Below are 24,510 nucleotides of genomic sequence, written 5' to 3' on the forward strand. Positions count from 1 at the left end.
GCACGTTTGTCCCCAGGGTGTGGATTTCCCAGGGGAAAACCGGGTGCCCGCTCCCGCCCGTACGCGGGATGGTCCCGGGCATGGGCGATACGGCGGAGAGCGGCACCACGGCACCAGGCGGACGGCGGTCCGGGCCGCAACCGGGCCCGGACCGGGAACCGGATCGGGGAACGGACCGGGAAACGGACCGGGAACGGGGCCAAGAGCTCCGCGCACGGCGGATCGCCGCCTCGCGCAGCGCCCCGCGCGTGCTCGCGCGCCTCGGTTTCCTCGGCCCGCTCCGGGAGCGACTGGCCCTGCTGGAGGCGGCGGGCAGCGTGTACGACCTGGACGAGACGGCCGATCTCTACGGCAACGGCGTCGTCGAGACCCTGGAGGAGCGGGTCGCCGGGCTCCTGGGCACCGAGGCCGCCGCGTTCTTCCCGACCGGGACGATGGCCCAGCAGGTGGCTCTGCGCTGCTGGGCGGGCCGTACCGGCAGCCCCGTGGTCGCGCTGCACGGGCTCAGCCACCCCGAGGTCCATGAGCGGAGCGCGTTCAGCCGGGTCAGCGCGAGGTCGAGGACCTCGACGACGCCCTGCCGCCAGGAGACCAGTTCCTGGAAGTCCCCCCGCAGTTCGGGCGGGAGCATGCGGCGCAGCCCGAATCCGGCGTGCTCCGGATCGCAGACGACACTGCCCGGGAGACGACGCCGCAACTCGTACGCGGTCTGCGTCTTGCCGCCCCCGAAGGGACCGTTGATCCACAGCAGCATGCGCAGACCCTACCGATGCGAGGACTCCAGGTCAGCCCTGCGAGCAAGGTCAGCCCTGTCCGCCGGCCCGTACCAGTCCCGTCTCGTAGGCGAGGACCACCACCTGCACCCGGTCCCGCAGTCCCAGCTTGGTCAGGATGCGGCCCACGTGGGTCTTCACGGTCGCCTCCGACAGCACCAGGCGGGCCGCGATCTCACCGTTGGACAGGCCCTGCGCGACCAGCACCATGACCTCCCGTTCCCGCCCGGTGAGCCGTTCCAGCTCCTTGTACTGGGGCTGTTTGGTGGCGCTCGGCAGCATGGGTGCGAAACGGTCCAGGAGCCGGCGGGTGGTGGACGGGGCGACCACGGCGTCGCCGCTGTGCACCGCGCGGATCGCGGCGAGCAGTTCGCCGGGCGGCACGTCCTTGAGCATGAAGCCACAGGCGCCCGCCTTCAGGCCGGAGAAGGCGTACTCGTCGAGGTCGAAGGTGGTCAGGATCAGCACCTTCGGCGGGTCGGTGTCCGCACAGATCCGGCGGGTGGTCTCCACCCCGTCCAGCTTCGGCATCCGGACGTCCATGAGCACCACGTCGACGGCGGTGGACCGCAGCACCTGGAGGGCCTCCACACCGTCGCCCGCCTCCGCCACGACCTCCATGTCCGGCTGGGCGGCGAGCACCATCCGGAACCCGGCGCGCAGCAGCGCCTGGTCGTCGACGAGCATCACGCGGATCGCCATCGGGGCCTCTTCCGTCTCAGAAGGTGTTACAGGTGTCAACAAAGGGTGTGCGCAAGCGTTCAGGTGTCAATGAGCGGGTTTGAGAGGCAGCAGGACACTGATGCGGAACCCTCCGCCCGGCCGCGGACCCGCGTCCAGGGTGCCGCCGACCATACCGACCCGCTCACGCATGCCGATCAGACCGTGGCCCTGGCCGTCGAACCCGCCCTCCTCGTACAGCTCGTGCGAGGCACCCTTGCCATCGTCCTCGACGAGCAGGCCGAGGCCGTCGTCGAAGTACACCAGGCGCACGCTGGCGCCCGTGTCGGGCCCGCCGTGCTTGCGGGTGTTGGTGAGCGCCTCCTGCACGATGCGGTACGCGGTGAGCTCGAGGCCGCTGGGCAGCGGACGCGGGGTGCCCTCGACCTTGAAGTCCACCGGCAGTCCGGACCCCCGGCACTGCTCGACGAGGTCCTCGATCTGCCGCACGTCGGGCTGCGGTACGTACTCACCGGCCTCCTCGTGCTCACCGGTGCGCAGCACGCCGAGCAGGCGGCGCATCTCGGCGAGCGCCTGGCGGCCGGTGGAGGAGATCGTCTCCAGGGCCTTCTTCGCCTGGTCGGGGGCCGCGTCGAGGACGTAGGCGGCGCCGTCGGCCTGCACCACCATCACCGACACGTTGTGCGCGACGACGTCGTGCAGTTCGCGCGCGATGCGGGCGCGTTCGGCGGCGACCGCGACCTTCGCCTGCGCCTCGCGCTCCTTCTCGAGCCGCGCGGCGCGCTCCTCGAGCTGGGCGAAGTAGGCACGCCGAGTGCGTATGGAGTCACCGAGCACCCAGGCGAGGACGAAGGGAACGGTCTGGAACACCACCATGGCGATGTTGCCCGCCACGCTCACGTCGTCGAGCGGCCAGCGTGCCTGCGCGACCGGCGCCGCGCACAGGCCGGCGCCCAGCGCGAGACGGGACGCCCAGCGGGCCCCGACGGCCGCGACCGTGTAGACGATCACCAGCATCGCGAAGTCCGCCGGCACCGGCGCCACGTCCAGGACCACCTGGAGGACGCCCACCACGACGGCCAGGACCAGCATCCGCTCCGGCATCCGGCGGCGCAGCGCGACGGTCAGTGACAACAGCAGCACGACCGACACGGTCACGGCCGCCGGATCGCTCCCCCCGGCCTCCTCCACGGTCGCTCCGCCGATCACCGAAATCCCGAACAGGACGACGGCCCAGAAGCCGTCGCCCCATGACGGGTGTCTGCGGAGAAAATCATAGAGGCGTTGCACGTAACCCAGCGTAGGGAAGCCACGTGTGTGCAGGGGTCAACCGGAGGGCCGATCCCCGGCCCGCACGCGTACTCCGCAAGGTGGAGGCCCGGCGCGTTCCCGCACGTAACCTGGGCCGATGACGGCGACGGCGGCGGGGGCACACGGCGGCCCGCGCGGGTGGCGGGCGGCGACCCGGGCGGCTCTGTACGGGCCGGACGGCTTCTACCGCAGGCCGGAGGGCCCCGCCGGGCACTTCCGTACGTCGGTGCACGCCTCGCCGCTGTTCGCGGGGGCCGTGGCACGTCTGCTGTGCCGGGTCGACGAGGCGCTGGGCCGGCCCGCGGTGCTCGATTTCGTGGACATGGCGGCGGGCCGGGGCGAACTCGCCGCCGGTGTGCTCGCCGCACTCCCCGCCGACGTGGCGGCACGCACGCGTACGTACGCCGTCGAACTCGCCGGCCGTCCCGGCGGTCTCGACCGGCGGATCGAGTGGCGGGCCGAGCCGCCGGAGCGGATCACGGGGCTGCTGTTCGCCAACGAGTGGCTGGACAACGTGCCCCTGGAGGTCGCCGAGGTCGGCCCGGCGGGCGTCCTGCGCCTGGTCCTGGTGGCCGACGACGGAACGGAGCGCCTCGGGCCGCCACTCACGGGCCCGGAGGCGAAGTGGCTCGCCCGGTGGTGGCCGCTGACGGCCGGACGGCCCTCATGGGGCGGCGGGGAGGCCGCGGCCGGCGGGGAGGCCGCCCCCGAGGCCGCGAGCGGAGTGGGACTGCGGGCGGAGATCGGACTGCCCCGGGACCTGGCCTGGGCGTCGGCGGTCGGGACACTCGCGCGCGGGCTCGCCGTCGCCGTGGACTACGCGCACACGGCGGACGCCCGCCCGCCGTTCGGGACGCTGACGGGATTCCGGGAGGGGCGGGAGACGGCACCCGTGCCGGACGGGTCGTGCGACATCACCGCGCATGTCGCCCTGGACGCCTGCGCGGCGGCCTGCGCACTCCCCGGCGCCCGCCTGCTCCCCCAGCGGGCCGCCCTGCGCGCCCTGGGCCTCACCGGCTCGCGCCCCCCGCTCACCCTCGCGTCCGCCGACCCCTCCGGCTACGTACGGGCCCTGGCGGCCTCCTCGGAGGCCGTCGAACTCGTCGCGCCGGGCGGACTCGGCGACTTCGGGTGGCTGCTGCAGCCGGTCGGGATCCCGGACGTGCTCGCGGCCCCGGGCCCCGCCTGACCCCGTGCGGCTCCCCACGCCCGCCTCCCCGCCCCCGCTTCCCTGCCTGTCGGCTACTTGTCGATGTCCCCCACGACGAAGAACATCGACCCCAGGATCGCCACCATGTCCGAGACCAGCGTCCCCGGCAGCAGCTCGGCGAGCGCCTGGACGTTGTTGTAGGACGCCGAGCGCAGCTTCAGCCGGTACGGCGTCTTTTCGCCCTTGCTGACCAGGTAGTACCCGTTGATGCCGAGCGGGTTCTCGGTCCACGCGTACGTGTGCCCCTCGGGCGCCTTGAGCACCTTGGGGAGCCGCTGGTTGACGGGGCCGGGAGGCAGGTCGGCAAGCCGGTCGAGGCAGGCCTCGGCGAGGTCGAGGGCGTGGTACGTCTGCTCCAGGAGGCATTCGAAGCGGGCGAGGCAGTCGCCCTCCTCGCGGGTCACGACCTTCAGGACGTCCGTCAGCTCTCCGTAGGCGAGATACGGCTCGTCACGGCGCAGGTCGAGATCGACGCCCGAGGCACGGGCGATCGGCCCGCTCACCCCGTACGCGTGCACGGCCTCCGGGGACAGGACGCCGACACCGCGCGTGCGACCGCGGAAGATCTCGTTGCCGAGCACCAGGTCGTCGAAGCGGTCCATACGGGAGCGCACGTCGGCGACGGCGCCGCGCGCGCGTGTGGTCCATCCCGCCGGAAGGTCCTCCTTGAGACCGCCCACGCGGTTGAACATGTAGTGCATGCGCCCGCCGGAGACCTCCTCCATCACGTGCTGGAGTTCCTCGCGCTCGGTGAAGGCGTAGAACATGGGGGTGATGCCGCCGAGTTCCAGCGGATAGGAACCGAGGAACATCAGGTGGTTGAGCACCCGGTTCAGCTCCGCGAGGAGTGTGCGCAGCCACACCGCGCGCTCGGGGACCTCCATGCCGAGCATCCGTTCCACGGCGAGGACCACGCCCAGCTCGTTGGAGAACGCCGACAGCCAGTCGTGGCGGTTGGCCAGCATGATGATCTGCCGGTAGTCCCGTGCCTCGAACAGCTTCTCCGCGCCCCGGTGCATATAGCCGATCACGGGCTCCGCACTGGTGATCAGCTCGCCGTCCAGGACCAGCTTCAGCCGCAGCACTCCGTGCGTGGACGGATGCTGGGGCCCGATGTTGAGCACCATGTCGGTGCTCTCCGCGGCGCCGCCGATGCCGACCGTGGTCTCCGTCGTAGGAGTCATGAACACAGTCTCCCCTACGTACGCTGGGGCCATGAAGACGGGCAACCCGCACGACACGGGTACAGCGGGACCGCGACAGCCGGAACAGCCCGCCGAGGCGGCGGCGGTGACCACCGGCGCACCTGCGGCCCCCGGTGACGGGCCGCAGTGGATCGCGCTGCCGTCGGGGCTGTTGAAGGTGCGCCGGCTGATGCTGGTGGTGTGGCTGGGACTGCTCACACTGGCCGCCGGGCTGGTCCCGGGCCTGCTGGCCGGACCCGGCTGGGCGGCCTTCGCCCTGCTGCCGTCGGCCGTGACGGTCTGGGGCTGGGTGATGCTGGAGCGCAACTGGCGTTCCTGGCGGTACGCCGAGCGCTCCGACGACCTGCTGATCAGCCGGGGGGTCCTGTGGCGCCAGGAGACGGTCGTTCCGTACGGGCGGATGCAGCTGGTCGAGGTCACGTCCGGGCCCGTCGAACGGCACTTCGGGCTGGCCAGCGTGCAGTTGCACACGGCGGCCGCGGCGACCGACGCCACCATCCCCGGTCTCGTCCCGGCCGAGGCCGAACGGCTGCGCGACCGGCTCACGGAGCTGGGCGAGGCCCGATCGGCGGGGCTGTGACCGCCCAGGAGGTCCCCGAGGAGGTACGCGAGCGGCCGCCCGTGATCGAGCGCCGGCTGCACCCCGTCACGCCGCTCAGGCGGGCATGGGCGCCCGTCGCGGTCGTCATCGGGTGGGCGCTGCACGACCCGGACCAGGCACAGCGCCAGCTGACCCGGCTGACGACGACCACCCTGCTCATCGGCATCGGCGTCCTCATCCCGGCCGCCGCCCTCTACGGCTTCCTGACCTGGTGGTTCACCCACTTCGCGGTGACCGACAGCGAACTGCGCATCCGCACCGGTCTGCTGTTCCGGCGTACCGCGCACATCCGGCTGGAACGGATCCAGGCCATCGACGTCACCCAGCCGCTGCTCGCGCGGGTCGCGGGCGTGTCGAAGCTCAAACTCGACGTCGTCGGGACCGACAAGAAGGACGAACTGGCCTTCCTGGGGGCCGGGCACGCCCGCGCGCTGCGGGCCGAACTGCTCGCGCGGGCGGCCGGTTTCGCGCCCGAGACGGCGCACGAGGTGGGCGAGGCACCGTCCCGGCAGCTGTTGCGCGTGCCGCCCGGCGTCCTCGCCCTGTCCCTCGTGCTGACCGGCACGACCTGGGTCTGGCTGATCGTCGCCGCCGTCGTGCTGCCGCCGCTGTGGATGGTCACCGACAGCCTGTGGACGATCCTCGCCACCGCCGTGCCACTGCTCGGCGCGGCGGGCGCCAGCAGCGTCGGCCGGTTCGTCTCCGAGTACGACTGGACGCTGGGCGAGTCGCCCGACGGGCTGCGCATCGACCACGGACTTCTCGACCAGGCGCACGAGACGGTGCCGCCCGGGCGGGTGCAGACCGTGCGGATCGTGGAGCCGCTGCTGTGGCGGCGCCGGGGCTGGGTACGGGTGGAGCTCGACGTGGCGGGCTCGTCCAACTCCCTGCTGCTGCCGGTCGCCCCGCGCGAGATCGCCGAGTCCGTCGTCGCGCGGGTGCTGCCCGGCGTCGGTGTGCCGTCGCACGTGGAGCTGTCCCGTCCGCCGCAGCGCGCGCGGTGGTGCGTGCCGGTGTGGTGGCGCGGCTACGGACTCGCCGTCACCGACACCGTGTTCGCCGCCCGGCACGGCCGGCTGACCCGGACCGTCGCCCTGGTGCCGCACGCCAAGGTGCAGAGCGTACGGCTGGTCCAGGGGCCCTGGCAGCGCGCCAGGGGCGTCGCGGACGTCCATGTGGACACCGGGGCCAACAAGTCCGTGGTGGCCCGGCTCCGGGACGCCGGCGAGGCGGCGGAGCTGCTGCGGTCCCAGGCGGAGCGGTCCCGGACCGGCCGCCGGGACGCCCGCCCGGACCGGTGGATGGCCTGACCCGGCCACCGGGCGCTCGGGGCCCGTTCCGGACACGCGAACAGGCGAACGGGGTTCCGCACGTCTTCCGTGCGGAACCCCGTTCGCGTGGCCACGTTGCGCCGTGTACCCCCGCTGCCGTCCGTCAGGAGACCGCGCTGCGCAGCCCTTTCGTGCCACCCTCGGTCTGCGCTCCGGCGCCGGTCTCCTCGGCTGCCGGCTCCGGCTCGTCGTGCGCCGTCAGGTCGATGACCTGGCCGACGCCCCGCGCGTCGTCGGCCGGCTCGGACTCCGGCTCGACCCGGGCCGCGTGGGAGGCCGGCGCCTCCTCCTCGGCCACGTCGGCGTCGCCCTCCACCTCCCTCTGTGTACCGAAGAAGTCGAAGGTGCCGTCGGACACCGGGCGCCGTACGGGCTCCGCCTGCGGTACCACCGCGACCGCGGTCGGCACGGTGAAGTGCCCGGAGGGCCTCCGTACGGAACTGCCGGACGGGGTCGACGGGGCAGGAAGGGCAGGCTGTGCGGACTGAGCCGGCCGGGCCGACTGCTCGGGCGTGGTGCCGGTGTCCGGGCCGGGGGAGGCGGTCACGCTCCCGTGCTCGACGGCCGCCTCGGACTGCTCCTGGGCCTCGTCCTCCGGCGGCTGCTCCGGCTTCCTCGCCGTGGTGGGCCCGGGGCCGTCGCCCTCGGGGGTGCTGTCGCTCCGGGGGGCGACGGCGGTGCGACCGGACCGGGTGCCGTCCCCGGCCGATGCGGAGTCCCCCTCGGCGACGTGGACGCCCTGAAGGGTGCCGACATCAGCCGGCGCCTCACCGGACGGCGGCTCCGCGGCCTCCGTGTCGGGGGTGTCGGGGGTGTCAGGCGTGGCATCGGCATCGGTGAAGGTGACGGTGACGTTCCCCGCGGGGCGGTCGTCGCCGGCTCCGTCCTCGTCGCCCTCACCGCGGCCGGCGAGCCGTGCCAGTGCCTCGTTGGCCCGCAGGAACAGCGTCGACCCCGCCGACGAGAAGGCGTGGGGAGCCGCGGGCCGGCCGGCCTCCTCACCGTCCGCGATCGGACCGGGCCCGGGCCCGGTCGTCGCCCCGCCCTCGGTTCCGGTCCCGGCCGCCGGCACGGTCGCCCTGGCGTCGGACTCGGCGGCCGACGGTCCCGCCGTCAACGCGCGGGCCGGAACCGCCGCCTCGATCTCGAGCATCCGGCGCTCCTCCAGGACGGTCGCCCGGTCGGCCTCCGCCGCGGCGTACCGCCTGAGCAGTGCCGCGTGCTCGTTGCGCAGCCCGGCAAGCTCCGTGCGCTTGGCGCGCAGCCGCTGCTCCAGCTTGACGCGCAGCTCTCGCGACTCGTCGAGGTCGGACTCCAGTTCGGCGACCCGTTCCTCGAAACGCCACTCGTCACTGGCACGCGCGCGCGTGAGTTCGGCGACCTGCTTGCCGGCCTGGGCGTCCCAGTGCCGCATCACGACCGCACCGAGGACCGCCGTGGCCGCCGCCGCGACGGCCAGGAGGCGAAGCGTCATCGGTTGTGTGAACCCCCAGGGCCCCAGGGCGCAGACGAGCGAGACGCCGGCGATCGCCGACGGGGGCAACATCCTGTGCAGGGGCGGGGAATGGCGGTGACGTCCACGTGACATGGCCAGAAACTTACCGCGCGTGGACGAATGATGGAGCCCCGCCCCATAAAACAAAGCCACACCGGGGCTTTCACAGGACATCGGGGAACTCCACCGAACCGTGAATGGACCCACGCCACAATTACCAAGATCGTTTTCGGGCGGGAGACCGGTCCAGTGCGCCCCGACCCGCCCCGGGCCCGGCACGCACCGCTCTTCCGCCCTACGCCGGCCCTCCTCGGGCTTCCGCCCGGAAACCCTGCTGCCGGGTGAGGAAGTCTCACCGGAGTCGTATCCCGAGGCGCCCGAATCTCCGCACCGCTTTCCGGGACGGCCGGCGAGATCCCGACGCACCCGCCACCCGTCTCGCCCTTGCCGGAAATACCGGGCCGCGCCCCGGGCTCCTGGATCGGGACACAGGACCCCCCGGAGCCGGCTTCCGTCCGTGCCCCCTGATCCAGGTACTCCCCGGCCCCACCCAACACCTAGGCTGAACATATGAGCAACAGCAGCGGACACCTCCACGTCTCGGGCCTCCCCCACTGGGACCGCTGCGCGGTCATGGGCGTCGTGAACGTGACGCCCGACTCCTTCTCCGACGGTGGCCGCTGGTTCGACACGACGACCGCCGTCAAGCACGGTCTCGACCTGGTCGCCCAGGGCGCCGACCTGATCGACGTCGGCGGTGAGTCCACCCGCCCCGGTGCCACGCGTGTCGACGAGACCGAGGAACTCAAACGCGTCATCCCCGTGGTCCGGGGCCTCACCTCCGAGGGCGTCACGATCTCCGTCGACACCATGCGCGCCTCCGTCGCGGAGCAGTCCCTCGCGGCGGGCGCCGCGCTCGTCAACGACGTGAGCGGCGGTCTCTCCGACCCCGGCATGATCCCCCTGGTCGCCGACGCCGGCGCCCCCTTCGTCGTCATGCACTGGCGCGGCCTGCTGGAGGGCGGCAACGTGAAGGGCACCTACGACGACGTCGTCACCGAGGTCGTCGACGAACTCCGCGCGCGCGTGAACGCCGTGCTGGCGGGCGGCATCGCCCCCGACCGCGTGATCGTCGACCCCGGGCTCGGCTTCTCCAAGAGCGCCGACCACGACCTCGCCCTCCTCGCCCGTCTCGACCGCCTCCGAGCGCTCGGCCACCCGCTGCTCGTCGCCGCGTCCCGCAAGAGGTTCCTCGGCCACGTCCTGGCCGGCCCCGACGGCGCGCCCCCGCCTGCCCGGGAACGCGACGCGGCCACCGCCGCCGTCTCCGCCCTCGCCGCCCGGGGCGGCGCCTGGGCGGTCCGCGTGCACGAAGTGCGCGCCACAGCGGACGCCGTACGCGTCGCCCGCGCCGTCCAACTGGCCCGTACCCCGGACGGCACGCCCTCCGTACACGGCGCACACGGCGCACACGGCGCAGAGGGGATCCGGTGAGCGCCCCGCACACCGATGTCGAGCAGGTCGAAGCCACCAACGCCGCCTTCTACGAGGCGCTCGAGCAGAGCGACTTCGAAAAGGTCGCGTCTCTCTGGCTGACCCCGGCCGGCCTGGGCATCGACGAGACCTACCACGACCCGGCGGACGCCGGAGTGATCTCCTGCGTGCACCCCGGCTGGCCGGTGCTCACGGGACGCGGCGAGGTGCTCCGGTCCTACGCCCTGATCATGGCGAACACCGACTACATCCAGTTCTTCCTCACCGATGTGCACGTCTCCGTCACCGGCGACACCGCTGTCGTGACCTGCACCGAGAACATCCTCAGCGGCGGCCCCGCCCCGGAGGCCGGCGAGGAGCTCGGCCCCCTGCTCGGCCAGCTGATCGTCGCCACCAACGTGTACCGGCGCACCCCCGAGGGCTGGAAGCTCTGGTCCCACCACGCCTCCCCCGTCCTCGCCGAGAACGCCGAGAACGCCGAGAACGCCGACTCCGAGGCCCCCGACGACACCGGGGCCCCTTCCTGAGCGAGCGGGCCGGCGGCGGACCCCGCTCTTTCGTCCCGCACCCGAAGAACGGTTGGCATCACCTCCGTGCGGGTAGGGGCCGCACCGCCACCTGTCCGTGGGCCCCGGGCCCTCACGGGGAGGACGCACGGGGAAACCTCCCGGCACGGGCCGGGCCCGCCCACCTCGGGACCAGCCCGGCCGGCGCCCGCGGGTAGATTCGACCGGGGCAGGGGTGCCGCCCGCACACGGCACCGACCGGCCGGACCGACGACTGCAGGAGTGGATTGGTGTGGATCGTGTCGCGCTGCACGGCCTGAAGGCCCGTGGGCACCACGGTGTGTTCCCCAAGGAACGCGAGGAAGGCCAGACCTTCGTCGTGGACCTGGTCCTCGGCCTGGACATCCGGCCGGCCGCGGCCCACGACGACCTGACGAAGACCGTGCACTACGGCATCGTGGCGGAGGAGGTCGTGGCGGTCGTCCAGGGCGAGCCCGTCGACCTCATCGAGACGCTCGCCGAGCGCATCGCACAGGTCTGCCTCAAGCACGACGTGGTCCAGGAGGCCGAGGTCCGCGTCCACAAGCCGGACGCGCCGATCACCGTGCCCTTCGACGACGTGACCATCACCATCATCCGGAGCCGCGCATGACCAGGCCGTCCACCCGGGGCCACACCGACCCGACCGTCCAGCCCGTCCCCGCCTCCGTGGTCGAGCGGGTCGACGCCGCCGACACCACCCTGCACAACCCGAAGCGGGCCGTCGTCTCCCTGGGCGCCAACCTCGGCAACCGGCTGGAAACCCTCCAGGGGGCCGTCGACGCCCTCGAGGACACCCCCGGCGTCCGGGTCAAGGCTGTCTCGCCCGTGTACGAGACGGAGCCGTGGGGCGTCGAGCCCGGCAGCCAGCCCTCCTACTTCAACGCGGTCGTGGTCCTCAAGACCACCCTGCCCCCGTCCTCCCTGCTGGAGCGGGCCCACGCGGTCGAGGAGGCCTTCCACCGGGTGCGCGACGAGCGCTGGGGCCCGCGCACCCTGGACGTGGACATCGTCTCCTACGCGGACCTCCTCTCCGACGACCCGCAGCTGACCCTCCCCCACCCCCGCGCCCACGAACGCGCCTTCGTGCTGGTCCCCTGGCACGACGTCGCCCCGGAGGCCGAGCTCCCCGGGCGCGGCCCCGTCGCCGCCCTGCTCGCCGCGGTCGCCCACGAGGGCGTCACGCCCCGCGGCGACCTGGAACTCCGGCTGCCCGAGTAGCCGTTAAGGTCGACAGGACCGCACACCGGGGGAACCGAAGGGACACCGAGGGACACCGTGAGAGAGCTGCGCATCAGGGTGCTGGCCGGCGTCTTCGTCGTGGCCGGGATCCTGTCCTGGGCCGGCGCCCGCCTCTGGAACTCCCTCGGCACCCTGCCGAGCGTCCCGCTGGCGGCGCCCGTCGTCCTCGCCCTGATCGCCGTGGTCCTCACGGCCACGGCGCTCTCCCTGCGCGCCCGCCTCAAGGACCAGCGCGAGCGCCGCCCCGACGCCAAGGGCGTCGACCCGATGATGGCGGCCCGCGCGGTCGTCTTCGGCCAGGCCAGTGCCCTGGTCGCGGCTCTCGTCGCCGGGATGTACGGCGGTACGGGCGCCTTCCTCCTGGAGTCCCTCGACGTCCCCGCCCGCCGCGACCAGGCCGTCTACGCCGGCTTCTCGGTCCTGGCGGGAATCGCCGTCATAGCGGCGGCCATCTTCCTGGAGCGCGTCTGCAAGCTCCCGGAGGACGACGAGGACCACAACGGCAGGGGCACGGCCCCGGCCGCCTGACGCCCGCCGGGCGCGCCCTCAGCGCGCCATGATCAGGCTCATCGCCTCGTTGCGCGTCGCCGCGTCCCGCAGCTGCCCGCGCACGGCCGACGTGAGGGTCTTCGCGCCGGGCTTGCGGATGCCCCGCATCGACATGCACATGTGCTCGCACTCGACCACCACGATCACCCCGCGCGGCTCCAGAATCTCCATCAGGGAGTCCGCGATCTGGGTGGTGAGTCGTTCCTGCACCTGCGGGCGCCGGGCGTAGACGTCCACGAGCCGGGCCAGCTTGGACAACCCCGTGATCTTTCCGCTGGTGGCCGGGATGTAGCCGACGTGGGCCACCCCGCGGAACGGCACCAGATGGTGCTCACAGGTCGAGTACACCTCGATGTCCTTCACGAGCACCATCTCGTCGTGGCCGAGGTCGAACGTCGTGGTCAGCACGTCCTCGGCCTTCTGCCGCAGACCCGCGAATATCTCCTGGTACGCCCGTGCCACCCGGCCCGGCGTCTCCCGCAGGCCCTCCCGGTCGGGGTCCTCGCCGACCGCGATCAGCAGTTCGCGTATGGCGTTCTCTGCGCGCTTCTCGTCGAACTCGCCGATCGTGGCATCGCCGTCCAGCGTCACCGGGTCGGTCATGGGGTGCCTCGTTCCTGTGCCTGCGCGCGTGTCGGACCTGACGCACACGCTCTCCACTTGCGGGTACACAAAAATGCGCGCCCCCCAGGCTAGAACCAGGGGGGCGCGACATCCATTCCGGGCCCGGTGGGGCCGCCGGGAGAGCCGGTCAGCTCTCGGGGCGGTCCTCCGGGATCGGCTCGGGCGCCGGGGCGGGCTCCGCGGCGGTGCTCTTCACGGTGGAAAGGGCCGGCGTCGCGCCGTTCGCCCCGTTCGTCAGTGCCAGCTCCTTGGGGGAGAGCACCGGCGGGCGGGTGGACGGCGTACGGCGGGAGGATCCGGTCCAGGCGGGCCTGGGCGGACGCTTGACGATCGAGGCGAAGACCTCGGCGATCTCCTCCTTGCCCAGCGTCTCCCGCTCAAGGAGTGCGAGGACCAGGTTGTCGAGCACGTCGCGGTTCTCGACCAGGATCTCCCACGCCTCGTTGTGCGCGGTCTCGATGAGCTTCTTGACCTCTTCGTCGACCAGCGCGGCGATCTCTTCCGAGTAGTCGCGCTGGTGAGCCATCTCACGTCCGAGGAACGGCTCGGTGTTGTCGCCGCCGAACTTGATCGCTCCGAGACGCTCGGTCATGCCGTACTGCGTGACCATCGCGCGGGCCAGGCCGGTGGCCTTCTCGATGTCGTTGGCCGCACCGGTGGTCGGGTCGTGGAAGACGAGCTCCTCGGCCGCGCGGCCGCCCAGCATGTAGGCCAGCTGGTCCAGCATCTCGTTGCGCGTGGTGGAGTACTTGTCCTCGTCCGGCAGCACCATCGTGTAGCCGAGGGCTCGGCCTCTCGACAGGATCGTGATCTTGTGGACGGGGTCGGAGTTCGGTGAGGCCGCCGCGACCAGGGCATGTCCGCCCTCGTGGTACGCGGTGATCTTCTTCTCCTTGTCCGACATGATCCGGCTCCGCTTCTGCGGGCCCGCGACCACTCGGTCGATCGCCTCGTCCAGCATGTGGTTGTCGATCAGCTTCTGGTCGCTGCGTGCGGTCAGGAGCGCGGCCTCGTTCAGCACGTTGGCCAGATCGGCACCCGTCATGCCGGGGGTGCGGCGGGCGACGGCCGACAGGTCGACGTCCGGAGCGACCGGCTTGCCCTTCTGGTGGACCTTGAGGATCTCCAGCCTGCCCTGCATGTCCGGGCGGTCGACCGCGATCTGCCGGTCGAAGCGGCCGGGACGCAGCAGAGCCGGGTCCAGGATGTCGGGCCGGTTCGTGGCGGCGATGAGGATCACGCCGCCCTTCACGTCGAAGCCGTCCATCTCGACCAGGAGCTGGTTCAGGGTCTGCTCGCGCTCGTCGTGGCCGCCGCCGAGGCCGGCGCCGCGATGGCGGCCGACCGCGTCGATCTCGTCGACGAAGACGATCGCCGGAGCGTTGGCCTTGGCCTGCTCGAAGAGGTCACGGACCCGGGAGGCACCGACGCCGACGAACATCTCGACGAAGTCGGAACCGGAGATCGAGTAGAAGGGGACGCCGGCCTCGCCCGCGACGGCGCGCGCGAGCAGGGTCTTGCCGGTGCCGGGCGGGCCGTACAGCAGCACACCCTTGGGAATCTTGGCCCCGACGGCCTGGAACTTGGCAGGCTCCTGCAGGAACTCCTTGATCTCGTGGAGTTCCTCGACCGCCTCGTCCGATCCGGCGACGTCGGAGAACGTCGTTTTCGGCGTGTCCTTGGTGATGAGCTTCGCCTTGGACTTGCCGAACTGCATGACGCGGGAGCCGCCGCCCTGCATCTGGTTCATCAGGAACAGGAAGACGACCACGATGAGGACGAAGGGGAGCAGCGACAGCAGAATGCTCACGAACGCGTTCTGCTTGGACGGCGAGACGGTGTAGCCGTCCGGGATCTGCTCGTTCTGGAACTTGTCCTGCAGTGTGTTGGCGATGGTGACGCCCTGGTCACCGATGTAGCTCGCCTGGATCTTCGAGCTGTCCTTGACCTCTTCGCCGTCCTTGAGCTGGACCTTGATGATCTGCTCGTCGCCGGTGGTCAGTTTGGCCGACTCGACTTTGTTCTCGTTGATCGCCTGGACGACCTCGCCGGTGTCCACCGTCTTGTAGCCGCCGGACGAGCCGACGACCTGCATCAACACGACCACGGCGAGGACGGCCAGCACGATCCACATGACCGGCCCACGGAAGTATCGCTTCACGTCCATCCATACGGAGCGGTGTCGCCCCGTCCCTCCTGCCATAGTGAGTTTGATAAAGGCTGTTCTTCGGACGGTACCCCAGCATTGCCCCCGGAAGCTGCGTGGGACTGCCGGCGAACGCGTCCACGCATGCTCCAACGGCGCGGAGGCCGCCGGGGTTCCCGATCACATACGGCACCCCGGCCCCGGTGTCTCAACCGCCGTAGACGTGGGGCGCGAGCGTACCGACGAAGGGGAGGTTGCGGTACTTCTCGGCGTAGTCGAGGCCGTAGCCGACGACGAACTCGTTGGGGATGTCGAAGCCGACCCATTCCACATCGATGTTGACCTTCGCGGCCTCGGGCTTGCGCAGCAGCGTGCACACCTTGAGGGAGGCGGGCTCACGCGAGCCGAGGTTGGAGATCAGCCACGACAGGGTCAGGCCGGAGTCGATGATGTCCTCGACGATCAGGACGTGCTTGCCCTTGATGTCGGTGTCGAGGTCCTTGAGGATCCGTACCACACCGGAGGACTGGGTACCCGCCCCGTACGAGGATACGGCCATCCAGTCCATCGTGAGGGGGGTGGACAGCGCCCGGGCGAGGTCGGCCATGACCATCACCGCGCCCTTGAGTACGCCGACGATCAGCAGTTCCTTGTCCGCGTACTCCGCGTCGATCTTCGCGGCCAGCTCAGCCAGCTTGGCGTCGATCTCTTCCTTGGTGATGAGCACCTTCTCGAGGTCGGCACCCATGTCTTTCGCGTCCACCCGCATCACTTTCGGTCGTCCCACCGGCTGTCTCGTACCGTCCGCGGCTCTGCCGAGGATACGTTTTTCAGCCTTGCCGAATCACCAGTCTGCCACCCTGGCGACGGGCCACGACCCGGCCGGGGAGATTGATGGCCCCCTGGCCGCGCCAGCCGGTGATCAGCCGGTCGACCTCCTCGATGTGCCGGGCGAACAGCGAACCGGCCGGAGCCCCCGCGTCGATGGCCGCGCGGCGCAGTACACGGCGGCGCACCGCGGGCGGGAGGGCGTGGAGTCCGGCACACTCCAGACGGCCGTCGGCGTCGCGGACACCGGCCCCGGCGCGGCCGGCCCAGGCGTCGAGGGCGTCGGCGTCGTCGCGGGAGAGCTGGGCCGTCCGGGCGAGTGCCTCGATGACGCCTTTGCCGAGGGCCTTCTCCAGGGCGGGCAGGCCTTCGTGACGGAGCCGGGATCGGGTGTAGGCGGGATCGGTGTTGTGCGGGTCGTCCCAGACGGGGAGGGACTGGGCCATGCAGGCCTTGCGGGCGGTCTGCCGGTCGAGCCGGAGGAAGGGCCTGCGGTAGCGGCCGGCGGTCCCCGAGACCGCGGCCATTCCGGACAGGGAGCGGATGCCGGAGCCGCGGGCGAGCCCCAGCAGGACGGTCTCGGCCTGGTCGTCGCGGGTGTGGCCGAGCAGGACGGCGGCTGCCCCGTGCCGTTCGGCGGCGGCGTCGAGGGCGGCGTAGCGGGCGGCGCGGGCGGCGGCCTCGGGTCCGCCCTCGCGGCCGACGGTGACGGCGACGGACTCGACGGGGCCGAGGCCGAGGCCGCGCAGGCGCAGGGTCACCTCGGCGGCGCGCAGGTCGGAGCCGGCCTGGAGGCCGTGGTCGACGGTGACGCCGCCGGCGCGCACACCGAGGCGGGGGGCTTCGAAGGCGAGGGCGGAGGCGAGCGCCATGGAGTCGGCGCCGCCGGAGCAGGCCACGAGTACGAGCGGGGAGGGTTCACGCTCGTGCGGGGCCCCGGGGATGCGGCCGGAACCGGCGGGGTCGGCGGGGTCGGCGGGGTCGGCGGGGTCGGCGGGGTCGGCGGGGGTCCGATCGTGTTCGCCGGAGTTCCGGTTGTGTTCGCCGGAGTTTCGGTCGTGTTCGCCGAGGATGTCGTGGAGTACGCGGCGGACCGCCAGGCGTATCGCCGCGACCGCAGGATGGGGACCCATGTCCGGTTCCCTTCATGAAGTTTTCGGGGGGGGGTGAGCCCGGGATCGGTCACTCAAAGTGTGTAGATGGTGACAGGATCCGGGCGTTCCCCGAGCATTGCACGCCTACTCTTCGCTCACGGTCCCTCGGACGGGTGATTGAGGACCCGTCCGACTGCCGTACACCGGATTCTCCTCATGCCCCCGCAGTCCGGTTCCCGGGCCGTCGCGCCGTCCTGTTCCCCGCGCGGCGCACGCCGGGCGTTCGGATGCACAAGCGGCGCACGCCGCGACGCGTGTCCAGGCCGTTCACGCATCGGGTTTGCGGTGAACGCGGGTGACCCACTCCGCGGGCTTGGCCATCTCCTCCTTGGTGGGGAGGGTGTTGGGCGAGGTCCACACCCGGTTGAAGCCGTCCATGCCGACCTCCTCGACCACCGCGCGGACGAAACGTTCGCCGTCGCGGTACTGGCGGAGCTTGGCATCCAGGCCGAGCAGCTTGCGCAGGGCCAGGTCCAGGCGGGAGGCGCCCTTCGCGCGGCGCTGCTGGAACTTCTCGCGGATCTCGGCGACGCTCGGCACGACCTCGGGCCCGACACCGTCCATCACGAAGTCGGCGTGTCCCTCCAGCAGGGACATCACGGCCGTGAGCCGGCCGAGGATCTCCCGCTGGGCAGGGGTCTGCACGAGCTCCACGAAGGAGCGCCCGTCGGCCCCGTCCGCGTCGTTCTCGCCCTCGGGCCGGCCGCCGGTGAAGGACTGGACGGCCTGGCGGACACGCTCCAGGACGGTCATGGGGTCGACGTCGGTCTCCCCCAGGAACGACTGGATCTCGCCCTGCATGTGGTCGCGCAGCCAGGGCACGGCGGAGAACTGGGTACGGTGCGTCTCCTCGTGCAGGCAGACCCACAGCCGGAAGTCGTGCGGATCCACGTCGAGTTCGCGTTCCACATGGACGATGTTGGGGGCGACGAGCAGCAGTCTGCCGCCGCCGTTCGGCGCGCCGGGCGGGCCGCCGGCCGGAAGCTCGCGGGTGGCGGGGGCGAAGGTCTCGTACTGGCCGAGGACGCGGGAGGCCAGGAAGGACAGCAGCATGCCGACCTCGACGCCGGTGACCTTGCCGCCGACGGTGCCGAGGAGGACCCCGCCGGGTGAGGTACCGCGCCGGTCGTGCATCTTGTCGAGGAGCGGCCCCAGCAGTTCACGGAAGCCCGCGACGTTGGCCCGGACCCAGCCGGGGCGGTCGACGACGAGGACGGGGGTGTCGTGCGTCTCGTCGGTGCCCAGCCGGGTGAAGCCGCGGACGTGCGCCTCGGAGGCCTTCGCGTGCTTCCGCAGTTCGGTGACGACGGCCCTGGCCTCGTCACGGCTCACGTCGGGCCCCGGCCGCATGAGCCGGGTCGCGGTCGCGACCGCGAGATCCCAGTCGACCATCCCGGAAGAGGCAGCACCACCGAAACTCGTCATGCTGCAACGGTACGTGAGGAGCGCGGCGCGGGGCAGGGCGGCGGGACAGCCGGTGCCGGGCGCCCCTGCGGCGCCCCTGCGGCGCCCGGCGCGTGGCCGGCAGGTCATCCGGCAGGTTGTCACCGGCAGCCGCACGCCGCCAGGGCCGTGGCGGCCTTGTCGAGGGCCGCCTGGGCGGCCGTGGGGTCGGTGGTGCCGGTCGCGAGGAAGGCGAAGGCGAGCAGCCTGCCCTCCCGGTCGACGACGGTGCCCGCCAGGGCGTTGACGCCGGTGAGGGTGCCCGTCTTGGCCCGTACGACGCCGGCCGCGCCGTCGGCGTAGCGGCCGGTGAGGGTGCCGGTGAAGCCGGCGACGGGCAGACCGGTGAGGACGGGGCGCAGTTCGGGGTGGGCGGGGTCGCCGGACTTCACGAGGAGCGCGGTGAGCAGGCCGGTGGTGAGCCGGTTCTTGCGGTCGAGGCCGCTGGCGTCCTTGAACGCGGTGCCCTTCAGGGGGACGCCGAGCTTCTGCAGCTGGGTGCGGACGGCGGCGGCGGCGCCCGCGAAGTCGGCGCGTCGGCCGGTGGCGATCGCGGTCTGGCGGGCGAGGGCTTCGGCGAGGTCGTTGTCGCTGTGGGTGAGCATCCGTTCGACCAGGGTGGCGAGCGGGGGCGAGGAGACCGTGGCGAGGGTGCCGGCGCGGGCTGTGGACTTCGACGGGCCGGGGGGTGTGGCCTTGATGCCGTGTTCCTTCAGCAGCGCGCCGAACTTCCCCGCGGCGTCGGCCGCGGGGTCCGGGACGCGGTCCGCGGGGCCGCTGACGGAGTCGTCGGTACGGGCCTCGTCGGCCATCAGCGGGGTGATGAGGGCGATGTTGGGGTTGACGCCGATCGGGTGTCGCTGGCCGCCCGGGTAGAGGGTGGTGTCGTAGGACAGGGTGACCTCGCGTACGCCGCGTTCGGCGAGGGCCGCGGCGGTGCGTGCGGCGAGGTCGCGCAGGCTCGCCGAGCCGGTGGTCTCCTTCTCCCGGTTCTCCCGGTTCTCCCGGTCCTTCCGGTCCTTCCGGTCCTTCCGGTCCTTCCGGTCCTTCCGGGCGGTGAGGGTGGGGTCGCCGCCGCCGACGAGGATGACCTCTTTCGTGTCGGGTTCGTAGGTGGCGCGGGTGGTCAGGCGGTGGTCGGGGCCGAGCGCGGTGAGGGCGGCGGCGGCGGTGGCGATCTTCGTGGTGGAGGCGGGGGTGAGCGCGTCGGCGGGACTGTCGGCGTACAGGCTCCGGCCGGTGGACACGTCGACCACGGAGGCGGAGCGGTCGCCGAACGCCGGGATCCTCAGCAGCGGGGCGAGGGTGCCCGAGAGGGCCTTGCCGCCGGGCGCCGACTTGACGGTGGTGGCGCCGCCGCCGAGTCCGGTGAGCACGGAGGGGGCGCTGGGGGCCGTACGGGACCCGCGGGGCGGTGTACCGGCGTTGCCGCGGGTGCCGCCGTGATCTGCGCCACGCGTGGCCTCCAGGGCCACGGCCCGGTCCTGCTCGGCCGTACGCTGACCGGTGGCGTCCCAGGGACCGGCGGCGGTCACCGCGCCTGCGGCCAGCACCGTTCCGGCGGTGGCCGCGACCACGGTGAACCGCCAGGTTCCCGGCCAGGTTCCCGGCCGGGCCACCGACCGCGTGATCCATGGCCCGGCGGCCGTGGCGCCACCCGCGGGACGACGCGGCCGCAACCGCGCCAGACGCGGCCGGACAGCCGCCGCGGTCCGTGCCAGACGGGGTCGCACGGTGTCCGCGAACCGCGCCACATGCGGTCTCGCGGCCCGCCAAGGCCTCAGCTCCGGCACGACCACCAGCCCCTTTCGCGATCACACACCTGCGTGAGGGACACTTAACCACCAGAACTATGTGCTGATCATGGAGGAGCCACCGGTGGAGTTCGACGTCACGATCGAGATCCCGAAGGGTTCGCGGAACAAGTACGAGGTGGACCACGAGACGGGTCGGATCCGTTTGGACCGTCGACTCTTCACCTCGACCGCCTACCCGACCGACTACGGCTTCGTCGAGAACACCCTCGGCGAGGACGGCGACCCGCTGGACGCGCTGGTCATTCTCGACGAGCCGACGTTCCCGGGCTGTCTGATCCGCTGCCGTGCGATCGGCATGTTCCGGATGACGGACGAGGCCGGCGGCGACGACAAGCTGCTGTGCGTCCCGTCGACGGACCCGCGCGTGGAGCACCTGCGGGACATCCACCACGTGTCGGAGTTCGACCGTCTGGAGATCCAGCACTTCTTCGAGGTCTACAAGGACCTGGAGCCGGGCAAGTCGGTGGAGGGCGCCAACTGGGTGGGCCGGACGGACGCCGAGATCGAGATCGAGCGGTCCTACAAGCGTTTCAAGGAGACGGACGGCCACTGAGCCGCCTGGGCACGAGACGCGAAAAGGGCCGCACGCATGGGCGTGCGGCCCTTTTCGCTGTCCGTGCGCATACTGATCCGTGGGGCCCGCCGGCCAGGCCCCACGGGGGTGCACGCAGCAGGGACATGTCGTAGCAGGGAGCGCAGCGCAGGTGACGGACGCGGAGGACCGCAAACGCCGGTCGGACGAGGCGAGGAGCGCCTTCGGCTCTCGGGTCGGACTGGCGACTCCGGTGGACACGGAGTCGTCGACGACGTCGGAGTTCGCCGTTCCGGAAGGGCTGGCGCTCATGAGGACCCAACGGGTCCCCACCGAGTCGGAGACGACGTCGGAGTTCGCCCTGCCCAAGGGCCTGGACGCGGCTCCCCATCCGCCCGCCGAGGCGGAGGGGTCGGCGTTCAACCTGCCGAACACGTACCAGGCCAAACATGCTCCGCCGGCGTTCCCCCCGCCCAACGGGATCCCGTCCGTCTCCCTGCACCGGGACGCGCCCTGGCAGGACCGGATGCGCACCATGCTGCGCATGCCGGTGACCGAACGGCCGGCGCTGGAGCAGGTGCACCGGCACGACGACGACGCCGGGCCCGCCGTGCCGCGCGTGCTCGACCTGACGCTGCGTATCGGGGAGCTGCTGCTGGCGGGCGGCGAGGGCGCGGAGGACGTGGAGGGGGCGATGTTCGCCGTCTGCCGCTCCTACGGCCTGGACCGCTGCGAGCCGACCGTCACCTTCACCCTGCTGTCGATCTCCCATCAGCCGTCGCTGGTGGAGGACCCGGTGACCGCGTCGCGCACGGTGCGCCGCCGGGGCACCGACTACACCCGCCTGGCGGCCGTGTACCAGCTGGTGGACGACCTCAGCGACGACGAGACGCACCTTTCCCTGGAGGAGTCCTACCGGCGGCTCGCGGAGATCCGCCGCAACCGGCACCCCTATCCCACCTGGGCGCTGAACGCGGCCAGCGGGCTGCTGGCGGGCTCGGCCTCGGTGCTGGTCGGCGGTGGTCTCCTGGTGTTCGTGGCCGCGGCGGTGGGCGCGATGCTCGGCGACCGGCTGGCCTGGAAGTGCGCCGACCGGGGACTGCCGGAGTTCTACCAGTTCACGGTGGCCGCGATGCCGCCGGCCGCGATGGGCATCACGCTGACGCTGGCGCACGCTGACGTGAAGGCGTCCGCGGTGATCACCGGTGGGCTGTTCGCCCTGCTGCCGGGACGGGCACTGGTGGCGGGTGTGCAGGACGGCCTGACGGGCTTCTACATCACCGCCTCCGCGCGGCTCCTGGAGGTCCTGTACTTCTTCGTGGGCATCGTGGCCGGCGTGCTGGTGGTGCTCTACTTCGGCGTGCAGCTGGGCGCCGAGCTGAACCCGGACGCGGCACTCGTCCTGTCCGAGCGGCCGCTGCTGCAGATCCTTGCGTCGCTCGGGTTGTCGCTGGCCTTCGCGGTGCTGCTCCAGCAGGAGCGGTCCACGGTGCTGCTGGTCACTCTCAACGGCGGCGTCGCCTGGGTGGTGTACGGCGCGATGCACTACGCGGGCGGCATCTCGCCGGTGGCCTCCACGGCCGCGGCGGCGGGGCTCGTGGGACTCTTCGGACAGCTGCTGTCCCGGTACCGGTTCGCTTCGGCGCTGCCGTACATCACGGCGGCGATCGGGCCCCTGCTGCCCGGTTCCGCCACGTACTTCGGTCTGCTGTCGATCGCCCAGAGCGAGGTGGACGCGGGTCTGCTGTACCTCTCGAAGGCGGTGGCGCTCGCCATGGCCATCGCGATCGGGGTGAATCTCGGTTCGGAGATCTCCCGGCTGTTCCTTCGGGTCGGCTCCGCCGAGAAGCGCAGGGCGGCGAAGCGGACACGCGGTTTCTGACCCCGGGCCGCCCGGTACACGCATCCCCGGGGTGCGCGAGCGGTCGCGTGCGCCCCGGGGACGTGTTCGGTCCGGGTTCGGGTTCGGAACGGCGGTTCAGTAACCGCCGTTGTAGGGCTGCTGCTGGTGGTGGTCCTGACCGTGCCCCTGAGGCTGCCCCTGCGCCCCGCCCTGGCCCTGGCCCTGGGGATACTGCTGCCCGCCGTAGTACTGGTCGTATCCGCCCCGGTCGCCGCCGTAGGGCTGCCGGGGCGGCTGAGGCTGCTGGAGGTGCGGGTAGCCCTGGTTGTCATGGGGCTGCTGGGGCTGTGGGGCCTGCGGCCGCTGCTGGGGCTGCGGTCCGTCCGGGGGGATGCGGCGGAGCTGGGTCGTGGCGTCGTCCACGACCGGCTGCCGGGCGTACTCGGGGGCCTGCCGGTTGCGGTACGCGTCGTACTCGCCCTGCTGCCCGGCGTCCGGGGTCTCGACGGCGCCGCGCTTCTTCTTGGCGCGCTCCCGCAGGTACTCGACGATGATCGGGACCACCGAGAGGAAGACGATCAGGATGAGGATCGACTCGACGTTGGCCTTGATGAAATCGATCTGGCCGAGCCAGTAGCCGGCGAGCGTGACGCCCGATCCCCAGGCCACGCCGCCGATGAGGTTGTACGTGAGGAACGTGCGGTACTTCATCCGGCCCGCGCCCGCCGTGATGGGGGCGAAGGTGCGCACGATCGGCACGAAGCGGGCCAGCACGATCGCCTTCGGCCCGTACTTCTCCATGAACTCGTGGGCCTTCTCCAGGTTCTCCTGTTTGAAGAGCTTGGAGTTGGGGCGGCTGAAGATCCTCGGGCCGAAGAACTTGCCGATCATGTAGCCGACTTGGTCGCCCAGGACGGCGGCGATCACGATCAGCGTGCACACCAGCCACAGCGGCTGGGTGATGTAGCTGCCCTCGGCCACGAAGAGGCCCGCCGTGAACAGCAGGGAGTCACCGGGCAGGAACGCGAAGAATCCGGACTCGGCGAAGACGATCAGCAGGATGCCGGGAAGGCTGAAGGTCTCGATCAGGTAGTCCGGGCTCAGCCACTCGGGGCCGAGCGCAAGGGTGGTCACGGGGCTGTGGCTCCTGCTGGTTGAGGGGGGCGGGCGGGGGCTGGGTGCCAAAGCTATCAACGCAGCCGTCCCGGCCCGGGTTCCACGGGGCGTACCCAGGATTGCACCGTGCCTCCTTCCCGGCGAAGCTGGGGCCATGGGCATAGAGGAGTACGGCGGTGGACAGGGCCCCGGGCCCGACGTCCTGGTGGTCACGACGAACGACGTCCCGGGGCACCGGGTGCAGGAAGTGGTCGGAGAGGTATTCGGGCTGACCGTGCGGTCCCGCCACCTCGGCAGCCAGATCGGCGCCGGTCTGAAGTCGATGGTCGGCGGGGAACTCAAGGGGCTGACCAAGACGCTCGTGGAGACCCGCAACCAGGCCATGGAGCGACTGATCGAGCAGGCCCGCGCGCGGGGCGCCAACGGGGTGCTGGCGTTCCGTTTCGACGTCACGGAGGCGGCGGACGTGGGCACCGAGGTGTGCGCGTACGGCACCGCGGTGGTCCTCGTACGCGAGTGACCGCGCGGTACGCCGCCCGGTCCCCTCCCCGGGGCCGGGCGGCGCGCCGC

At 71.9% G+C, this 24,510-nt stretch carries 22 protein-coding genes and 2 pseudogenes; 12 read left to right on the top strand and 12 right to left on the bottom strand.

All coding sequences use genetic code 11. From position 1 onward, the window contains the following. Nucleotides 1–68: 68 nt before the first annotated feature. Nucleotides 69–551, top strand: a pseudogene (locus tag HUV60_RS14555) (beta-eliminating lyase-related protein); the annotation flags it as partial. Here the strand turns inward: HUV60_RS14555 and HUV60_RS14560 are convergent. The 3 genes and pseudogenes from HUV60_RS14560 to HUV60_RS14570 all read right to left on the bottom strand — a co-directional run. Next, a pseudogene (locus HUV60_RS14560) lies at nucleotides 545–754 on the bottom strand (ATP-binding protein); the annotation flags it as partial. The pseudogenes HUV60_RS14555 and HUV60_RS14560 sit on opposite strands and share 7 nt — an antisense overlap. 49 nt (nucleotides 755–803) lie before the next feature. After that, the gene (locus HUV60_RS14565; protein ID WP_257850834.1) at nucleotides 804–1,475 is read right to left on the bottom strand and encodes a response regulator transcription factor; all 672 of its coding nucleotides are present in this window, start codon (nucleotides 1,473–1,475) and stop codon (nucleotides 804–806) included. A 66-nt stretch (nucleotides 1,476–1,541) separates the two neighbouring features. Continuing rightward, nucleotides 1,542–2,744, bottom strand: a complete 1,203-nt coding sequence (locus tag HUV60_RS14570; protein ID WP_257850833.1) for a sensor histidine kinase — start codon at nucleotides 2,742–2,744, stop codon at nucleotides 1,542–1,544. A gap of 118 nt (nucleotides 2,745–2,862) precedes the next feature. Here HUV60_RS14570 and HUV60_RS14575 point away from each other — a divergent pair, with 118 nt between their 5' ends. Then, entirely contained in the window at nucleotides 2,863–3,954 is a 1,092-nt protein-coding gene (locus HUV60_RS14575) for an SAM-dependent methyltransferase (protein ID WP_257850832.1), read from the top strand. 53 nt (nucleotides 3,955–4,007) lie between these two features. On the opposite strand, the gene HUV60_RS14580 is transcribed toward HUV60_RS14575, so the two are convergent. Further along, nucleotides 4,008–5,159, bottom strand: a complete 1,152-nt coding sequence (locus tag HUV60_RS14580; RefSeq protein ID WP_257850831.1) for an NADH-quinone oxidoreductase subunit D — start codon at nucleotides 5,157–5,159, stop codon at nucleotides 4,008–4,010. Nucleotides 5,160–5,190: 31 nt separating this feature from the next. Between HUV60_RS14580 and HUV60_RS14585 the strand changes: the two genes are divergently transcribed. Both HUV60_RS14585 and HUV60_RS14590 read left to right on the top strand, forming a co-directional pair. Next, nucleotides 5,191–5,760, top strand: coding sequence for a PH domain-containing protein (locus tag HUV60_RS14585; protein ID WP_257850830.1), 570 nt, complete (start codon nucleotides 5,191–5,193; stop codon nucleotides 5,758–5,760). Continuing rightward, complete coding sequence (locus HUV60_RS14590; protein ID WP_257850829.1) at nucleotides 5,757–7,091, top strand: PH domain-containing protein; 1,335 nt, start codon at nucleotides 5,757–5,759, stop codon at nucleotides 7,089–7,091. Before HUV60_RS14585 ends, HUV60_RS14590 begins: the two co-directional genes overlap by 4 nt. A gap of 124 nt (nucleotides 7,092–7,215) precedes the next feature. Here the strand turns inward: HUV60_RS14590 and HUV60_RS14595 are convergent, their stop codons facing one another. After that, the gene (locus HUV60_RS14595) at nucleotides 7,216–8,658 is read right to left on the bottom strand and encodes a hypothetical protein (protein ID WP_443047297.1); all 1,443 of its coding nucleotides are present in this window, start codon (nucleotides 8,656–8,658) and stop codon (nucleotides 7,216–7,218) included. A gap of 519 nt (nucleotides 8,659–9,177) precedes the next feature. Here HUV60_RS14595 and folP point away from each other — a divergent pair. From folP to HUV60_RS14620, 5 genes are all read left to right on the top strand, one after another. Further along, nucleotides 9,178–10,101, top strand: coding sequence for a dihydropteroate synthase (gene folP / locus HUV60_RS14600; protein ID WP_257850827.1), 924 nt, complete (start codon nucleotides 9,178–9,180; stop codon nucleotides 10,099–10,101). Beyond that, nucleotides 10,098–10,628, top strand: coding sequence for a nuclear transport factor 2 family protein (locus HUV60_RS14605; RefSeq protein ID WP_257850826.1), 531 nt, complete (start codon nucleotides 10,098–10,100; stop codon nucleotides 10,626–10,628). Before folP ends, HUV60_RS14605 begins: the two co-directional genes overlap by 4 nt. Before the next feature lie 271 nt (nucleotides 10,629–10,899). Next, nucleotides 10,900–11,259, top strand: a complete 360-nt coding sequence (gene folB, locus HUV60_RS14610; protein WP_257850825.1) for a dihydroneopterin aldolase — start codon at nucleotides 10,900–10,902, stop codon at nucleotides 11,257–11,259. Then, complete coding sequence (gene folK, locus HUV60_RS14615; RefSeq protein ID WP_257850824.1) at nucleotides 11,256–11,867, top strand: 2-amino-4-hydroxy-6-hydroxymethyldihydropteridine diphosphokinase; 612 nt, start codon at nucleotides 11,256–11,258, stop codon at nucleotides 11,865–11,867. Before folB ends, folK begins: the two co-directional genes overlap by 4 nt. Before the next feature lie 57 nt (nucleotides 11,868–11,924). Further along, nucleotides 11,925–12,416 (top strand): DUF3180 domain-containing protein, encoded by a 492-nt coding sequence (locus HUV60_RS14620; protein ID WP_257850823.1) that lies wholly within the window; start codon nucleotides 11,925–11,927, stop codon nucleotides 12,414–12,416. 18 nt (nucleotides 12,417–12,434) lie between these two features. On the opposite strand, the gene folE is transcribed toward HUV60_RS14620, so the two are convergent. From folE to dacB, 6 genes are all read right to left on the bottom strand, one after another. Then, nucleotides 12,435–13,040 (bottom strand): GTP cyclohydrolase I FolE, encoded by a 606-nt coding sequence (gene folE / locus HUV60_RS14625; RefSeq protein ID WP_257850822.1) that lies wholly within the window; start codon nucleotides 13,038–13,040, stop codon nucleotides 12,435–12,437. 148 nt (nucleotides 13,041–13,188) lie between these two features. Then, nucleotides 13,189–15,228, bottom strand: a complete 2,040-nt coding sequence (gene ftsH / locus HUV60_RS14630) for an ATP-dependent zinc metalloprotease FtsH (protein WP_257850821.1) — start codon at nucleotides 15,226–15,228, stop codon at nucleotides 13,189–13,191. Between the two features lie 187 nt (nucleotides 15,229–15,415). After that, on the bottom strand, nucleotides 15,416–15,976 hold the full coding sequence (gene hpt / locus HUV60_RS14635; protein WP_257851724.1) for a hypoxanthine phosphoribosyltransferase: 561 nt from the start codon (nucleotides 15,974–15,976) through the stop codon (nucleotides 15,416–15,418). Between the two features lie 61 nt (nucleotides 15,977–16,037). Continuing rightward, nucleotides 16,038–17,168, bottom strand: coding sequence for a tRNA lysidine(34) synthetase TilS (gene tilS / locus HUV60_RS14640; RefSeq protein WP_257850820.1), 1,131 nt, complete (start codon nucleotides 17,166–17,168; stop codon nucleotides 16,038–16,040). 288 nt (nucleotides 17,169–17,456) lie between these two features. Beyond that, nucleotides 17,457–18,614, bottom strand: a complete 1,158-nt coding sequence (locus HUV60_RS14645; RefSeq protein WP_257850819.1) for a zinc-dependent metalloprotease — start codon at nucleotides 18,612–18,614, stop codon at nucleotides 17,457–17,459. Nucleotides 18,615–18,733: 119 nt separating this feature from the next. Next, nucleotides 18,734–20,431, bottom strand: coding sequence for a D-alanyl-D-alanine carboxypeptidase/D-alanyl-D-alanine endopeptidase (dacB, locus tag HUV60_RS14650; RefSeq protein ID WP_257850818.1), 1,698 nt, complete (start codon nucleotides 20,429–20,431; stop codon nucleotides 18,734–18,736). A gap of 79 nt (nucleotides 20,432–20,510) precedes the next feature. On the opposite strand from dacB, the gene HUV60_RS14655 reads away from it, so the two are divergent. Then, a complete protein-coding gene (locus HUV60_RS14655) occupies nucleotides 20,511–21,002 on the top strand; it encodes an inorganic diphosphatase (protein ID WP_257850817.1) in 492 nt (163 codons plus the stop codon). Nucleotides 21,003–21,153: 151 nt separating this feature from the next. Beyond that, the gene (locus tag HUV60_RS14660; RefSeq protein WP_257850816.1) at nucleotides 21,154–22,863 is read left to right on the top strand and encodes a threonine/serine ThrE exporter family protein; all 1,710 of its coding nucleotides are present in this window, start codon (nucleotides 21,154–21,156) and stop codon (nucleotides 22,861–22,863) included. 96 nt (nucleotides 22,864–22,959) lie between these two features. On the opposite strand, the gene HUV60_RS14665 is transcribed toward HUV60_RS14660, so the two are convergent. Beyond that, entirely contained in the window at nucleotides 22,960–23,958 is a 999-nt protein-coding gene (locus HUV60_RS14665; RefSeq protein WP_257850815.1) for a DedA family protein, read from the bottom strand. Between the two features lie 136 nt (nucleotides 23,959–24,094). On the opposite strand from HUV60_RS14665, the gene HUV60_RS14670 reads away from it, so the two are divergent. Next, nucleotides 24,095–24,460: a YbjQ family protein gene (locus HUV60_RS14670; RefSeq protein WP_257850814.1), complete on the top strand. Its 366-nt coding sequence runs from the start codon at nucleotides 24,095–24,097 to the stop codon at nucleotides 24,458–24,460. Nucleotides 24,461–24,510 lie beyond the last annotated feature (50 nt).

The organism is Streptomyces sp. KMM 9044, from assembly GCF_024701375.2.
Taxonomy (GTDB): Bacteria; Actinomycetota; Actinomycetes; order Streptomycetales; family Streptomycetaceae; genus Streptomyces.

Coding starts and splice junctions, on each gene's coding strand:
- HUV60_RS14565 (WP_257850834.1), bottom strand. CDS start 1,475: ATGGCGATCCGCGTGATGCTCGTCGACGACCAGGCGCTGCTGCGCGCC.
- HUV60_RS14575 (WP_257850832.1), top strand. CDS start 2,863: ATGACGGCGACGGCGGCGGGGGCACACGGCGGCCCGCGCGGGTGGCGG.
- HUV60_RS14580 (WP_257850831.1), bottom strand. CDS start 5,159: ATGACTCCTACGACGGAGACCACGGTCGGCATCGGCGGCGCCGCGGAG.
- HUV60_RS14585 (WP_257850830.1), top strand. CDS start 5,191: ATGAAGACGGGCAACCCGCACGACACGGGTACAGCGGGACCGCGACAG.
- HUV60_RS14595 (WP_443047297.1), bottom strand. CDS start 8,658: ATGTTGCCCCCGTCGGCGATCGCCGGCGTCTCGCTCGTCTGCGCCCTG.
- folP (WP_257850827.1), top strand. CDS start 9,178: ATGAGCAACAGCAGCGGACACCTCCACGTCTCGGGCCTCCCCCACTGG.
- folK (WP_257850824.1), top strand. CDS start 11,256: ATGACCAGGCCGTCCACCCGGGGCCACACCGACCCGACCGTCCAGCCC.
- folE (WP_257850822.1), bottom strand. CDS start 13,040: ATGACCGACCCGGTGACGCTGGACGGCGATGCCACGATCGGCGAGTTC.
- ftsH (WP_257850821.1), bottom strand. CDS start 15,228: ATGGACGTGAAGCGATACTTCCGTGGGCCGGTCATGTGGATCGTGCTG.
- hpt (WP_257851724.1), bottom strand. CDS start 15,976: ATGCGGGTGGACGCGAAAGACATGGGTGCCGACCTCGAGAAGGTGCTC.
- tilS (WP_257850820.1), bottom strand. CDS start 17,168: ATGGGTCCCCATCCTGCGGTCGCGGCGATACGCCTGGCGGTCCGCCGC.
- HUV60_RS14645 (WP_257850819.1), bottom strand. CDS start 18,614: ATGACGAGTTTCGGTGGTGCTGCCTCTTCCGGGATGGTCGACTGGGAT.
- HUV60_RS14670 (WP_257850814.1), top strand. CDS start 24,095: ATGGGCATAGAGGAGTACGGCGGTGGACAGGGCCCCGGGCCCGACGTC.